The following is a 13,447-nucleotide window of genomic DNA, read 5'->3' on the forward strand; positions in this document are numbered from 1 at the left end:
CTTCCCGTCAGGCCTCGTTCTTACTGGTCCCCCGCCAAAACGACGTAGATCCTCCGAAATGGTGGGCCACTTTGTGATCCGATGGGGGAGGGGGGATTGCATTCTGGGCGACGTTCGCCTAGATTATGAACCTTCCAGCGTAGGAATATTCCAAGAACGGCCTTGATGACAAGGCCAGCGGTTTTGGGGCGTGCGATGGCGATCACGAAGGAGAAGAAGACGGAGATTATCGGGTCGTTCAGCCGGGGTGAGGCCGACACGGGATCGCCCGAGGTGCAAATTGCCCTCCTGACGGCCCGGATCAACGATTTAACCGATCACTTCAAGAGTCATGCAAAGGACCATGCCAGCCGCCGTGGGCTGCTGATGATGGTCTCAAAGCGTTCGAGCCTGCTCAAGTACCTGAGGCTCCACAATCGCAAGAGCTACCTTGAAGTCATCGGACGTTTGGGGATCCGCAAGTAACCGGCCGTTGGTGACGACCTGCCTCGGCCGACCTTTCCTCTCGGCTCAGGGACCACCCTTTCCGGGCGCTCCCCTTCAGTCGGGCGCCTTGGATTGCCGTGGCCTCTTCCTCTCCCGGATCACCCGGGGCATTCCATCCGATTGAGGCTCCTGCGCCCGGTCCTGCAAGGGACCGGTGCGCATGATCGCCCTCCCAATCCCCGACCGCTACAGAACGAACGTATGTAGGTGCAGTCCATGTCAACCTCGTCTTTCGCAACGCGGAAGCCTGTCATCGTCGAACGTACGATCGGTGACAAACGGCTCACTATTGAGACCGGCCGGCTCGCCAAGCAGGCCAGCGGTGCGGTTGTCGTCCGGGTCGGCGACACAATGACTCTCGTCGCGACCGTTGCCGGCCCTGGCCGCGAAGGTCTCGACTTCTTCCCGCTAACGGTCGATTATCGCGAAAAGGTCTACGCCGCGGGTAAATTCCCCGGTGGCTTCATCAAGCGTGAAGGCCGACCGACCACCAAAGAAATTCTCACCTCCCGACTGATCGATCGCCCGATCCGTCCGCTCTTCTCCGACTCCTACCGCGACGAGGTCCAGATTCAGGCGGGTCCGATCTCGTCGGACCGCAAGAACGATGCTGACGTCCTCTCGATGATCGGCGCCTCGGCCTCGCTCGTCCTGGCCCGGCTCCCGTTCCTCGGCCCCATCGGCTCGGTCCGGCTCGCCCGGGTGGACGGGAAGCTGATCCCGTTGCCGAACGTCGACGAACTCGCGGAAAGCGACCTCGACCTGGTCGTCGCGAGCACCGAACACCGGATCGTGATGATCGAAGGGTTCAGTGATGAACTGCCCGAGCCTGAGATGCTCGAGGCCATCATGACGGCCCACCGAATCAACCAGGATATCATCGCGCTCCAGCACGAGCTGGTGGCTGCGTGCGGACTGCCTCCGTTTGAGCCGCAGGTCGCCCCGGAAGATCCGCTCCGCCGAACGCTCTACGACCGATTCGGCCGGGAACTCCGTGACCTCAAGCAGATCCACGGCAAGGCCGACCGCAACAACGCCACGAAGGATCTGCTCAAGCGGATCACCACCGAGTTTTGCCCGGAAGACAAGTCGGGCCACGTTACCCCCGCCCAGGTGAAGGGGGCATTCTCCGCCGTTGAGGAACGCGTCGTCCGCGAGCTGATCCTCGACGGCAAACGGCCTGACGGTCGCGGTCCGCGCGATCTTCGACCGATCCATTGCGAGGTCGGCGTCCTCCCCCGAGCCCACGGCTCGGCCATCTTCCAGCGGGGCGAAACTCAGGCCCTGGTGACGACGGTGCTCGGAACGTCCGCCGACGAGCAGCGGGTCGACGGCATCATGGACGAGTTCAGCAAGAAGTTCATGCTGGACTACAACATGCCCTCCTTCGCGGTGGGTGAGGTCCGGCCGATTCGCGGCCCCGGCCGTCGTGAGATCGGTCACGGTGCCCTGGCCGAGCGTTCCGTCGCTCCGATCCTGCCCGGTTCCACCCGATTCCCGTACACAATCCGCGTCGTGTCCGACATCCTCGAATCCAACGGTTCGAGCTCGATGGCCTCGGTCTGCGGGGCAACCCTCAGCCTGATGGACGCCGGCGTGCCGATCAGTGACCCGGTCGGTGGGATTTCGATCGGCCTGGTCGAAGACGAAGCCTCCGGCCGATTCGTCCTCCTCACCGACATCATCGGTGACGAAGACCACTTCGGCGACATGGACTTCAAGGTCGCCGGCACCCAGCGCGGGGTCACCGGGATCCAGCTCGACCTCAAGAACGCGGGAATCACCGAGGAGATCGTCAAGGCGACCCTCGAGCAGGCCCACGAGGCCCGACTCGAGATTCTCCGAGCGATGCTCCGTTCGATCAAGCGACCGCGCGAAGAGATCTCGAACAACGCCCCTCGCCTGATCCAGATCCAGATCAATCCCGAGAAGATCGGCCTGATCATCGGCCCCGGAGGCAAGACGATCCGGCGCCTCCAGGACGAGACCGGCGCCAAGATCGACATCGAGGACAGCGGTATCGTCACCCTCTCCAGCAGCACGGCGGAAGGGGCGGAGGCCGCTCGCGACAAGATCCAGGCGATGACCGAAGGGGTGCAAGTCGGTCGAATCTACGAAGGGCGCGTCACCTCGATCAAGGACTTCGGCGCATTCGTCGAAATCCTCCCCGGCAAAGACGGCCTGGTTCATATCAGCGAGCTGTCAGACGGCTACGTCAGCAGCGTGACTGACATCTGCCGAGTCGGCGACCCGATGCTGGTCAAGGCGATCTCGGTCGATGACCAGGATCGCGTCAAACTCTCGCGCAAGGCCGCACTGGCCGAACGCGGTGAGGTCGACGAATATGCCAAGGCCCATCCGGCCGGTGACCGGCCGCAGGGCGGTGGTGGGGGCGGGGACCGTGGTCCCGGTGGTCCTCCTCGACGCGACTTCGGCGGTAGCCGAGGTGGCCCGGGTGGTGATCGTGGGCCGCGCCGCGACTAAACCGCACCCTTTTTTTTGATGGCAATAGTAGGACCGGCTCCTTCGTTTACGAGGAGCCGGTCCTTTTCCACCAAAGAGTCTGGTCGTCATAACCTCGACAAACGCAGGGGTCCCTGGAGATTTACGACCGGGTTCCTTAACCATGTCGACGGAAAACGGCCCCTCCTGTGGTTTTGATTGTCTGCTGAGTGTCATGGGTTCCGGACGCGAAACCATGCGGGAACGCCGTATGGAACTTGTGACCCCCGGACTTCCCTCGGGATCGGGTTCAAATCGACCGACCTGAGATAGGCTCTTGGTAGCGGGCATCGCCCAATGGACGAGCACACCCTCAATCATCCGCCGGACAACGATCCGCAAGACTCGTTCGCGACCACCATCGCCAGCGAGGTCGACGAGCACGAGATCAATCGTCGTCTCCGCGCTCAATATGCCGAGATCGCCGAGCTCGCCGGAGGGCTGGCACACGAGATCCGCAACCCGCTCTCCACGCTCTCGTTGAATCTCGATCTACTCGCCGAGGATTTCCAGAACCCGGAGACTCCGCGCGATCGCCGCGTGCTCCAGAAGATCGAGAGGCTCCGGCGTGAGAGCCAGAGACTGCAAGACATTCTCGAGAACTTCCTGCGGTTCGCCCGCGTCCAGGAGCTGGATACCAAGCCGACCGACCTCAACGTGGTCGTGGATGACATGCGCGACTTTCTCGAACCCCAGGCCGCGACGAAGGGGATCTTGTTCCGCACTCAGTACACCCTCAATCTCCCCCTGGTGCCCCTCGATACCGAGCTGTTCAAGCAGGCGCTCTTGAACCTGATCCTCAACGCGGAACAGGCGATGCCGGACGGCGGCGAGCTCATGATGAGGACGCGGCGCGAAGGGCGCTGGAACATCCTGGACGTCACGGACACAGGCGTCGGCATGAGCGAGGAGGTTCGCTCGCGCGTCTTCGAGGCGTTCTTCTCGACCAGGGCCAGTGGAAGTGGTCTCGGACTCCCCACGACCCGTAAAATTGTCGAGGCACACGGCGGCAGCCTGCACGTGCAGAGCGTGCCCGGCAAGGGATCTCAGTTCACGGTTCGCTTGCCCAACGTCGCTCCGGATCCCGAGCAGAGCTGAGGTCTGATGGATCAGCAAATTCGCGTGCTTGTAGTCGATGACGACGAGCCCCACGCCGAAGCCGTGGCCGAGAGCCTCGAGCGCGTCGGCTACGAATGCGTCGTCGCCAACAGCGGGCGCGAAGGGCTCCGGCTCATCGAAGAGCAGACCTTCGACATCATCGTGACCGACCTCATCATGGACGGCGTCGGTGGGCTCGAGGTCCTCGGTAAAGCCAAGCGCGAGCTGCCCGACGCCGAGGTCGTCATCCTCACCGGCCACAGCACGATCAAAACCGCCGTCACCGCGATGCAGGCGGGGGCGACTACCTATCTGACCAAGCCGCTCGACATCAGCGAGCTGCGGACCGTGGCCGACAAGGTCTCGCAAACCCAGCGCCTCGCCCGATCGAACCTGGAGTTGCAGCGTCAGCTCAACGAACGGTTCGGCTTCGAGGGGGTGATCGGGAACTCCCCTTCGATGCACTCGGTGGTCGCCCGGCTCCGCCAGATTGCCCCCACCTCCGCCACCGTCTTGATTACGGGGGAGAGTGGCACCGGTAAGGAGCTTGTGGCCAAGGCGCTCCATAACAACAGCCCAAGGCGCTACAAGCCGTTCGTGCCTCTCAACTGTGCCGCCCTCAGCGATAACATCCTCGAAAGCGAGCTCTTCGGACACGTCCGAGGAGCGTTCACGGGTGCGGACCGCGAGCGTAAAGGATGGTTCGAGCACGCCAACGGGGGCACCTTGTTCCTTGACGAAGTCGGCGACATTCCGCTCTCGACCCAGGTCAAACTGCTCCGTGCCATCGAATCGGGAGAGATTGTCAAAGTCGGCACCAATGAACCTTTAAAAGTAAACGTTCGCCTGATCTCGGCGACCAACCGTGACCTGACCGAGGCGATCACGACCGGTTCGTTTCGTCAGGACCTGTATCACCGCCTCAAGGTGGTCAGCGTGAAGCTCTCTCCGCTGCGCGAACGGCGCGAGGATATTCCGCTCTTGATCGAGTTCTTCCTCAAGGAATTCACGACCTCCCACGGCAAGACAGTGACCTCAATCACCCCCGCCACGCGCAAGGCGCTAATGAGTCACCCATGGCCGGGTAACGTCCGCGAGTTAAAGAATACGATCGAGAGCATGGTCGTCATCGACTACGACGGAATCCTCGATATCGATGACCTGACCGAGGACATCCAGGCCTCGGCCACAACAGTCGGCGAAGCGTCCGCCAGCGGCCAGCTCAGCCTGGTCGGCCGCTCCCTCGAGCAAATCGAGAAGTATTACATTGCCGAGACGCTGAGGATGACCAACGGAAATCGCGAGGATGCCGCGAAACTCCTCGGAATCGGCGAGCGGACCCTCTACCGCAAGCTCAAGGAATACGAGATCGGTTGAGGGGCCCTTCCTCTCCAACCCATGCTGATTTCATGGTGGGTATGGCCACCAACTCGGTTTTCCCCTCGCCGTCGCTCGAGCCCTTTCCACGGAACGCCCTCATCGGCTTCACTCGAAGTTTCTGCACGAAAGACCAGAGGTTATAATCTCGTAAAGAGTCTTTCGAGGGAGTGACGTCATGGGGATCATCCGGCAGTTGTCGGCGGCGGTCATTAATCAGATCGCGGCAGGCGAGGTGGTGGAACGACCGGCGAGCGTGGTCAAGGAACTGCTCGAGAACGCGATCGACGCCGGGGCGTCGCGGATCGACGTGGCGGTGGAGCGGGGGGGGAAGGATCTGATCCGGATCGCGGACAACGGTCGTGGCATCGGGGTTGACGACCTGCCGCTTGCCTTCATGCCTCACGCGACGAGCAAGCTCGCCGAGGCAGACGACCTATTCCGGATTGCCACGCTCGGGTTTCGAGGCGAGGCGCTCGCCGCCATCGCCGAGGTCTCCAAGGTCCGGTGCCAGACCCGTCAGGCGGATTCGCCGGAGGGGTCGGAAATCTCCATCGACGCGGGCGTCGCCAGCCCGATCCGGTCGTGCGGCTGCCCTGTGGGTACAGTCTTCGAGGTCCGCAACCTGTTCGCCAACACCCCCGTGCGGCGGACCTTCCTCAAGTCCGACTCGACCGAAGCGGGACACGTCGCGGAAATGTTTTCGCGAGTCGCCCTGGCACACCCGACCATCCACCTCACCTTCCGATCGGCCGGGAAGCTCGTTCACGACCTGCCCGCAGTCACCGGCATCAACGAACGGATCGCTGTCTTCTTCGGTAGGGAGTTGGCCGACTCTCTGCTCTGGATCGAGAGCCGGATCGACGATATCCATCTCTGGGGTTATGTCGCCCACCCGTCGCAGAGCCGGTCGAGTGCCAAGGGGCAGTTCCTCTTCGTGGGCGGGCGCTACGTTCGCGACCGCTCGCTGGGCCACGCCTTGTCTGAGGCCTATCGGGGCTTGCTGATGGTCGGGCGGAGCCCGGTCGCCTTTCTGCACCTCGACCTTCCCCCGGACCAGGTCGACGTCAACGTCCACCCCACCAAGGTGGAAGTCCGATTCCGAGACGGTCAGCGGATCTACAGCCAACTTCTCGCGACCGTTCGTCAGACGTTTCTCGCCAGCGACCTGCACTCGCGCCTTCAGGCAAATGCCGAAGCCGCGTCGTCGACCTACTCCGCGATGGAAAAACCGCCGCCGAGTGAGCCAACATCCCGGTTCCAGCTTGCCGACCCAGCGCAGGCCCGCCAGGAGGTAGCGACCTGGTTCTCTCCTCCTCCCACTCCGAGCGGCAGTTCCCCGCAATTCAAGGCGTTCCCCTCACCGGGCTATGCCGGCGGACCGGTCACCCCCTTTTCGCCTCCCGCTTCCCCTGCATGGGCCCAATCTCTGCCGTCAAGCCCACCGCGACCTTCCGAGACCCCGTTCGACGAGTTCGCCGGCTCAGCGGAGTCGGAGGTTGGGAACGAGCCAATGGGTGAGGTCCCCCCGGCGGCATCGGCCATCAGCCACGAAGCGGGAGCGAGCGCCGGCGGCGACTTCGGCCTCCTTCCCGGCGTTCCGCTCAAGGCGTTCCAGGTTCACGACAGCTACCTCGTCGCCGAGACGGATGACGGGATGATGGTCATCGACCAGCACGCCTTGCACGAACGGATCCTGTACGAGGAGCTGAAGCGGCGCGTGGAAAAGGGAGGGGTCGAATCCCAGCGGCTCCTCGTTCCCGAGCCGGTGGACCTGCCGGGCGCCGAGGCGTCGCTGGTCCTCGAGCAGCGTGAACTCCTCAAGAATCTTGGCCTCGAGATCGAACCATTCGGTGGCGACACCGTCCTGATTCACGGCACTCCCGCCATGCTGTCGGCGGTTTCTCCCGAGCGGCTCCTCCGCGATCTCGCCGAACACTTCGCGACCAAGCCGCTCCCCCCGACAGCCGACGCCATTTTGGCGGATCTTTTGAATATGATCGCATGCAAAGCCGCCGTGAAAGCCGGCCAGCGACTGACGCCCGACGAGGTGCAAGCCTTGCTCGAACGGCGTCACCTGGTCTCCGACTCACACCATTGCCCACATGGCCGTCCGACGGCCTTGGTATTTACCAAGTCGGAGTTGGAGCGTCAGTTCGGACGGGTCTGATCGGCCTACGCTCGACGCGGGAAATGGCTCCCGGAACGGGCCTGCGACCGATCCTGTTTCGAGCCGCCCTCTTTCGTCCAAGCCGGCCCGCGCCGTACAATTCGGGTCGTCTACACAAATACTTAACCGCCGTAAGTCGGGTTGGGTCTGGGAGTCCGACGATGATCTGCGTCACACTTGGGCGAGGCCGTCATGCTTCGCTCGCTGAGGAGTGGAAAGAGGCCGCCGCCGCCGGCGTCGAGCTGGTGGAGTTGCGGCTGGATTGCTTGCGACGCGAGCCGGACCTCAAGCGTATCCTGGCGAATCGGCCGACCCCACTCGTCTTCACGATTCGCCGGGGCGTCGATGGCGGCATCTGGAGAGGGAGCGAGGATCGTCGCCAGCAGTTGCTCCGCGAGGCGATCGCGCTCGGGGTCGATTACGTCGACCTCGAAATGGACATCGCGCCCAAGATCCGCCGATTCGGCAAGACGAAGCGGATCGTCTCCTATCACAACCTGAAGAAAACACCGGCGGAATTGATCGAGATCGCCGAACAATGCGACGAGATGGATGCCGACGTTGTCAAGATTGCCACGAAGGCCGAGAGTTTGGCCGACGCCTTGCGCGTCCTCAGCCTCGGAACCCGAGCGGTCGTACCGACGGTCACGATCGCGATGGGCGAGCTCGGGTTCTTCACGCGGGTCCTGGGGGCCAAGTACAAGGCACCGTTCACCTACGCGGGCATCAATCCCGAGCGAACCTTTGCGCCGGGGATGCCTACCTTCCAGGTACTCAAAAATGACTACGCTTATGACATGATCAATGCGGAGACCGAGGTCTACGCCGTCATCGGCGACCCGATCGAGCAAAGCCTGAGCCCCGCAATCCACAACGCCGCGTTCCGACACCTCGGCCTGAACAAGGTCCTGGTGCCGCTTTTGATTCCGGCCGGTACGCTCGAGGCCTCGCTCAAAGAGCTCGAGGTCTTGAACATTCAGGGGTTCAGCGTCACGATTCCGCACAAGGAAGAGCTCGTCAAGCTCCTCGATCAAAAGGATGGCGCAGTCGAGCGAACCGGTTCGTGCAATACCCTGGTATTCCAAAAGGGTAAGAAGATCGGCCACAATACCGACTACCGGGCGGCGATGGACACGCTCGAGGCGGGTATGGGAGGGCTGAAGGAGGGGGGTGCCAGCCCCTTGATGGACAAGCAGGTCTTGATTCTCGGGGCAGGGGGGGCGGCCCGCTCGATCAGCTTCGGGTGCTCGCGGCGAGGCGCGAGCGTCACCATCACCAACCGCCACGACGCCCGCGCAACGAAATTGGCCGAGGAAGTCGGTTGCCGCACCGTGTCCTGGGCTCAGCGAGCGAGTACACTGGCCGAGATCGTGGTCAATTGCACGCCGGTTGGCATGCACCCTAACGTCGACGACACTCCGGTCCCCCCCGCCACCTTCAGTACCCCCGGCATGATCGCGTTCGACACGATCTACCACCCCGAAAACACGATGTTCCTCAAGCTTGCCCGCGAACGAGAGTGCATTCCAATCAACGGGGTGGATATGTTCGTCGGCCAGGCGGCCGAGCAGTTCAAACTCTACACGGGGATGGACGCGCCGAAGGACATCATGCGAGCCGCACTAAAGCGTAAACTGGGACCGATCCGCTTATGAAGGAGAATCGTTCACATCGTCAAGGTTTAGCCTTGGTAGGCCTCCGAGGGACCGGAAAATCGTCAGTTGGGCGCATTTTGGCCGATCGACTGGGGCGGCCGTTCGCGGATGCCGATGTCGAATTGGAAGCCGCTTCCGGCCGATCGATTCCATCGATCTTCGCGGAGCTCGGCGAGCCCTGCTTCCGCGACTGGGAAGAACGGATGCTCGGCGAGTTGACCACGAGGCCCGAACTGATCCTGGCAACAGGCGGAGGCGTGATCCTCCGTGAGTCGAACCGGAAACGGCTCCGCGAATTTGGCTTTGTGGTCTGGCTAACGGCCGACCCCGCCTTGCTCGCGGATCGGCTGCTGGCGAATCCGAGGGGGTTGGCTCATCGCCCCGCGCTGACGTCAGCCGGCACGATCGCGGAACTGGCCGACGTCCTGCAGGCTCGTGCCTCTTTGTATCGCGAAGTCGCCGACCTTGTCGTCGAGACCGGCGGTCGGACGACGCGACAGGTGGTCGAAGCCATCCTTGACGGCTGGCCTGACCGAGGCGAACAATCGTCCTAGCGGATCATTTTTTCTTTCTGCAAAAAAGGCTGCTGACTTGCCCACGACGTTGCCGCTACTCCTGTTGATGGGAACCTGGCTGTTCGCCCTCGGGGCCGTCGTGGGCAGCTTCCTCAACGTCTGCATCTACCGGATTCCGTGGCAGAAGAGCGTGATCTGGCCGGCGTCCCATTGTCCCAAATGCTGGAACGCGATCGCCGCCCGCGACAACGTGCCGATCTTCGGTTGGCTCGCGCTGGGTGGGCGGTGCCGGTCATGCCGCAATCCCATCTCAGTTCGTTACCCCTTGATCGAAGCCCTGGTCGGCATCCTGTTTGTCGCGATTTTCATCGTGGACGTATTTTACGGCCGCCGGGTCTGGCAGGGGGAGCTTCCGAGTTGGCTTTTCGCCACCTGGCTCTATCACGCCATCCTGATCGCGCTCCTCGTGGCCAGCACATTCATCGACTACGACCTCTACATCATCCCCGACGCGATCACCGTGACCGGAATGATCGTGGGATTGGGCTTGGGGACCGCTTATCCCTGGATTCGCCCTGAGCCTTCGACGGCCCTAACCGCCTGGGGGGGATTCTGGACCGGAGTGGCCGGGCTTCTGATCGGGGGAGGCTTGACCTGGTCGGTTCGCTTCCTCGGCTCACTGGCGGTCGGTCGTGAGGCGATGGGTTTCGGCGATGTGACCCTGATGGCAATGATCGGCGCTTTTTTGGGCTGGCAGGCGGCGGTCCTCGCCTTCTTCATCGGCCCTTTCTTTGGACTGGCGCATGCCCTCGGGAAACTCGTCAAATACGTCGTGAAACGGTTGAGTGGCGCGCAATTATCGAGTAGCGACCGCGAAATTCCTTTTGGGCCCTATTTGAGCATGGCAGCGGTCGCGCTGGTTCTCTCATGGCCCTGGCTCTGGGAGGGCTGGGCAAAAGACCTCTTCCACACGCTTCTCGTGCTATTTTTGTGGGTGACGATGGGTGTGGAGGAGTGATCGAGTGTGTCCGCCCCAACTCCTAAGGAGAGTATCGCTGGAGGCGATCACATGGCATACCTCTACAAACGCCGCAGGCCTTCGATCGTCCGGAACTTCTGGGTTTACCGCCGCCTGATCGCTCTGGCGATGGTGCTCGGTCTGATGCTCTGGTTCATCTGGGCGAATAACGAACCGGTCACCGTCGCCTTTCCCTTCCGGCTGGGAAGCCTTTCGAGTTCCCTGGGACTCGTCATCCTCCTCAGCGCCCTGGTGGGAGCGATCGTAACCGCCCTGACGATGACCCTGGTCTACACGTTCAAACGCAGGAAATCGCTCCGGCTTCGTGGCGAGGACGAAGGGTCGGGGTCGGACTTACCCGACGATCGGCCTCCCGCGGATTACGCCGCCAAGACAACCGAAGGTTTTACAGAGTCGCACTGGTCCTGAACGAGTCGATTTCAAATCGGCAACCTCTCGCGCCGAGATCGGCCAGGTATCGTCATGTGGTTCGGCCAAGCCCCCAAACTTGTCACTCTCGTGGCTGTGACCGGCCTCTTGACCGGCTGTGCCGAGACCGGCGGTATCACATTGCCGCGCCGGACGTCGATGGGAACGCTCAAGACGAGCCTCAGCCATCTCGAGTATGAGAACCAGCAACTCCGCAAAGAGGTGGCCCAGCTCAAGACCGACAGTCGTGACGTGGAAAATCGGCTCGTGCAGGAAGAGACCGACAACGGCGATCTCAGGGCCAGGCTCAACGATGCTCGGCTTCAACTGAGCCAGCGAGGAATCGACTTCGACGCCCAGTCCTCGAGCACCACGAGTCGCGACCTGGACAGCGATCCCGACGCGAAGATTGCAATTCCGGCAGGGCAATCGAACCGAAAGCGGCGCAAGCCGCCCTTCGCCCAAATTCCTGGCGGACTCAAGCCCATTCCGAGACTCGACTTCGATGACGACGAGCACGTGATCGACCCCAAGCCGCTTCAAGGTGATGCCTTCGGTCCGCAAAGCTCCTTGAACGACCCGGACCGCTGGCTCCCCATCGCCCACGGTACGACCGCCTCGGACACCAAGAAGCAGGTTCGCTGAACCTCGAGGCGTGTTGTCGGTCTGGTTCTTTGGGTGTTACCATCGGTTTTTGACGACAAACAACCCGAAGAGCATTGTCGAACGAAATGATCGTCATCATTGATTACGGGATGGGCAACTTGCGGAGCGTTCAGAAAGCGCTCGAGGCAGTCGGCCACTCCGCGAAGATCAGCTCCGACCCCGACCAAGTGCGCCACGCCTCGAAGGTCATCCTTCCGGGGGTCGGCGCCTTTGCCGACGCCGCCTCCGAACTCCGGCGAACCGGGCTCGGCGACGCGTTTCGCGAGGCGGCCCAGGCTGGCAAACCATGCCTTGGCGTCTGCCTGGGCCTGCAACTCCTCTTCGACGTCAGTGAGGAGGACGGGATCCACGAAGGACTCGGGATCATCCCCGGCCGCGTCGTGCGGTTCGTTTCGTCGCCTGGCCTGAAAATCCCGCACATGGGCTGGAACACGCTCCGGATTCGCCACCAAGCGCCCTTGCTCAAGGGGCTGGGACCCAACCCTTCGGTCTACTTCGTCCACTCGTACCACGCCGTTCCCGAACGCCCCGAGGACATTGCGGCCGAGGCCGATCATCCGACGCCGTTCACGGCCATGATCTGGCGCGACAACGTGATGGCCTGCCAGTTCCACCCGGAAAAGAGCCAGCGCGTCGGTCTAGCGATGTACGCGAATTTTGCTGCACTCTGAAAGTGATCTCCATCGTTGGCTCCCCGGAGAAGGTTCTTGCGAGCCCCTCCGGGCACGGCTACATTGAACGTGTTGAAGGCATGATGAGGCCCTGGTGAAGATCATGCAAGTGATCCCGGCCATTGACCTGCGGGGGGGGAACTGTGTTCGCCTCAAGCAGGGTGACTATGACCAAGAAACCGTTTTCGGTGACGACCCCGCGGCCATGGCCGCGCATTGGGAGGCGGAAGGAGCGACCAGGCTTCATCTGGTCGACCTCGACGGTGCGAAGGCGGGGCACCCCGTCAACGTCGAGGCCGTTCGCAGTATCCTGAAACGTCTCACGATCCCTTGCCAACTCGGCGGAGGGGTCCGGGACGAAGCCACGATCGCCGTCTGGCTCGAGGCCGGACTGGAACGAGTCATCGTGGGAACCCAGGCGCTCAAGGACCCAGCCTGGTTCCGGGCGATGGCCCTCAAGTATCCCCAACGGCTCGTCCTCGGGCTCGACGCCCGCAATGGGCAAGTCGCAACCGGTGGCTGGCTTGAGGTGTCTTCGGTCGAGGCAACCACCTTGGCCGAGCAATTCGACGACTTGCCGCTCGGCGGAGTCGTCTATACCGACATCGCGTGTGACGGCATGCTCGAGGGGCCGAACCTGGCCGCTACCGAGGCGCTCGCCCTGCGCTTGAAGACCCCGGTCATTGCGTCGGGGGGTGTCGGTCGTTTGGAGGATCTGGCGCAGCTGGCGGCCTTGCCAATCGCGGCTTGCATCGTCGGGCGCGCCTTGTACGACGGTCGTTTCCGGCTTCACGAAGCTCGGGAGCGGGCCGGCGACCACTCTTCAACACCCTAGGCGGCCTCACTCGGCTCGTCCTTTT

12 protein-coding genes are annotated in these 13,447 nt (G+C 62.6%); all 12 read left to right on the forward strand.

Features of this window, described 5'->3' with window-relative positions; translation table 11 throughout:
• Positions 1 to 195 precede the first annotated feature (195 nt).
• The 12 genes from rpsO to hisA all read left to right on the forward strand — a co-directional run bounded on the left by rpsO (position 196) and on the right by hisA (position 13,422).
• Entirely contained in the window at positions 196 to 465 is a 270-nt protein-coding gene (rpsO, locus tag SINAC_RS12885) for a 30S ribosomal protein S15 (protein ID WP_015246082.1), read from the forward strand.
• A 237-nt stretch (positions 466 to 702) separates the two neighbouring features.
• The gene (pnp, locus tag SINAC_RS12890) at positions 703 to 2,970 is read left to right on the forward strand and encodes a polyribonucleotide nucleotidyltransferase (protein ID WP_015246083.1); all 2,268 of its coding nucleotides are present in this window, start codon (positions 703 to 705) and stop codon (positions 2,968 to 2,970) included.
• 315 nt (positions 2,971 to 3,285) lie between these two features.
• Positions 3,286 to 4,086 carry a two-component system sensor histidine kinase NtrB gene (locus SINAC_RS12895; protein ID WP_015246084.1) on the forward strand — a complete coding sequence of 267 codons (801 nt, stop codon included), beginning with the start codon at positions 3,286 to 3,288 and terminating at the stop codon, positions 4,084 to 4,086.
• Positions 4,087 to 4,092: 6 nt separating this feature from the next.
• Complete coding sequence (locus SINAC_RS12900) at positions 4,093 to 5,463, forward strand: sigma-54-dependent transcriptional regulator (protein ID WP_015246085.1); 1,371 nt, start codon at positions 4,093 to 4,095, stop codon at positions 5,461 to 5,463.
• 178 nt (positions 5,464 to 5,641) lie between these two features.
• The gene (gene mutL / locus SINAC_RS12905) at positions 5,642 to 7,633 is read left to right on the forward strand and encodes a DNA mismatch repair endonuclease MutL (RefSeq protein WP_015246086.1); all 1,992 of its coding nucleotides are present in this window, start codon (positions 5,642 to 5,644) and stop codon (positions 7,631 to 7,633) included.
• 161 nt (positions 7,634 to 7,794) lie between these two features.
• Positions 7,795 to 9,288 carry a shikimate dehydrogenase gene (aroE, locus tag SINAC_RS12910; RefSeq protein ID WP_015246087.1) on the forward strand — a complete coding sequence of 498 codons (1,494 nt, stop codon included), beginning with the start codon at positions 7,795 to 7,797 and terminating at the stop codon, positions 9,286 to 9,288.
• Positions 9,285 to 9,842, forward strand: coding sequence for a shikimate kinase (locus SINAC_RS12915; RefSeq protein ID WP_020466238.1), 558 nt, complete (start codon positions 9,285 to 9,287; stop codon positions 9,840 to 9,842). The genes aroE and SINAC_RS12915 overlap by 4 nt, the downstream gene beginning before the upstream one ends.
• A gap of 37 nt (positions 9,843 to 9,879) precedes the next feature.
• On the forward strand, positions 9,880 to 10,821 hold the full coding sequence (locus tag SINAC_RS12920; RefSeq protein ID WP_015246089.1) for a prepilin peptidase: 942 nt from the start codon (positions 9,880 to 9,882) through the stop codon (positions 10,819 to 10,821).
• A 51-nt stretch (positions 10,822 to 10,872) separates the two neighbouring features.
• Entirely contained in the window at positions 10,873 to 11,250 is a 378-nt protein-coding gene (locus tag SINAC_RS12925; protein ID WP_015246090.1) for a lipopolysaccharide assembly protein LapA domain-containing protein, read from the forward strand.
• Between the two features lie 54 nt (positions 11,251 to 11,304).
• A complete protein-coding gene (locus SINAC_RS12930) occupies positions 11,305 to 11,895 on the forward strand; it encodes a hypothetical protein (RefSeq protein WP_015246091.1) in 591 nt (196 codons plus the stop codon).
• An 86-nt stretch (positions 11,896 to 11,981) separates the two neighbouring features.
• A complete protein-coding gene (gene hisH / locus SINAC_RS12935; protein ID WP_015246092.1) occupies positions 11,982 to 12,587 on the forward strand; it encodes an imidazole glycerol phosphate synthase subunit HisH in 606 nt (201 codons plus the stop codon).
• Positions 12,588 to 12,690: 103 nt separating this feature from the next.
• A complete protein-coding gene (hisA, locus tag SINAC_RS12940) occupies positions 12,691 to 13,422 on the forward strand; it encodes a 1-(5-phosphoribosyl)-5-[(5-phosphoribosylamino)methylideneamino]imidazole-4-carboxamide isomerase (RefSeq protein ID WP_026011997.1) in 732 nt (243 codons plus the stop codon).
• Positions 13,423 to 13,447 lie beyond the last annotated feature (25 nt).

Origin of the sequence: Singulisphaera acidiphila DSM 18658, from assembly GCF_000242455.2 — a bacterium.
Taxonomy (GTDB): domain Bacteria; phylum Planctomycetota; class Planctomycetia; order Isosphaerales; family Isosphaeraceae; genus Singulisphaera; species Singulisphaera acidiphila.

What these genes read in the sequence shown, in the direction of transcription:
- aroE (WP_015246087.1), top strand. Translation starts at nt 7,795, where the DNA reads ATGATCTGCGTCACACTTGGGCGAGGCCGTCATGCTTCGCTCGCTGAG.
- SINAC_RS12930 (WP_015246091.1), top strand. Translation starts at nt 11,305, where the DNA reads ATGTGGTTCGGCCAAGCCCCCAAACTTGTCACTCTCGTGGCTGTGACC.
- SINAC_RS12895 (WP_015246084.1), top strand. Translation starts at nt 3,286, where the DNA reads ATGGACGAGCACACCCTCAATCATCCGCCGGACAACGATCCGCAAGAC.
- rpsO (WP_015246082.1), top strand. Translation starts at nt 196, where the DNA reads ATGGCGATCACGAAGGAGAAGAAGACGGAGATTATCGGGTCGTTCAGC.
- hisA (WP_026011997.1), top strand. Translation starts at nt 12,691, where the DNA reads ATGCAAGTGATCCCGGCCATTGACCTGCGGGGGGGGAACTGTGTTCGC.
- SINAC_RS12900 (WP_015246085.1), top strand. Translation starts at nt 4,093, where the DNA reads ATGGATCAGCAAATTCGCGTGCTTGTAGTCGATGACGACGAGCCCCAC.
- mutL (WP_015246086.1), top strand. Translation starts at nt 5,642, where the DNA reads ATGGGGATCATCCGGCAGTTGTCGGCGGCGGTCATTAATCAGATCGCG.
- pnp (WP_015246083.1), top strand. Translation starts at nt 703, where the DNA reads ATGTCAACCTCGTCTTTCGCAACGCGGAAGCCTGTCATCGTCGAACGT.
- SINAC_RS12925 (WP_015246090.1), top strand. Translation starts at nt 10,873, where the DNA reads ATGGCATACCTCTACAAACGCCGCAGGCCTTCGATCGTCCGGAACTTC.
- hisH (WP_015246092.1), top strand. Translation starts at nt 11,982, where the DNA reads ATGATCGTCATCATTGATTACGGGATGGGCAACTTGCGGAGCGTTCAG.
- SINAC_RS12915 (WP_020466238.1), top strand. Translation starts at nt 9,285, where the DNA reads ATGAAGGAGAATCGTTCACATCGTCAAGGTTTAGCCTTGGTAGGCCTC.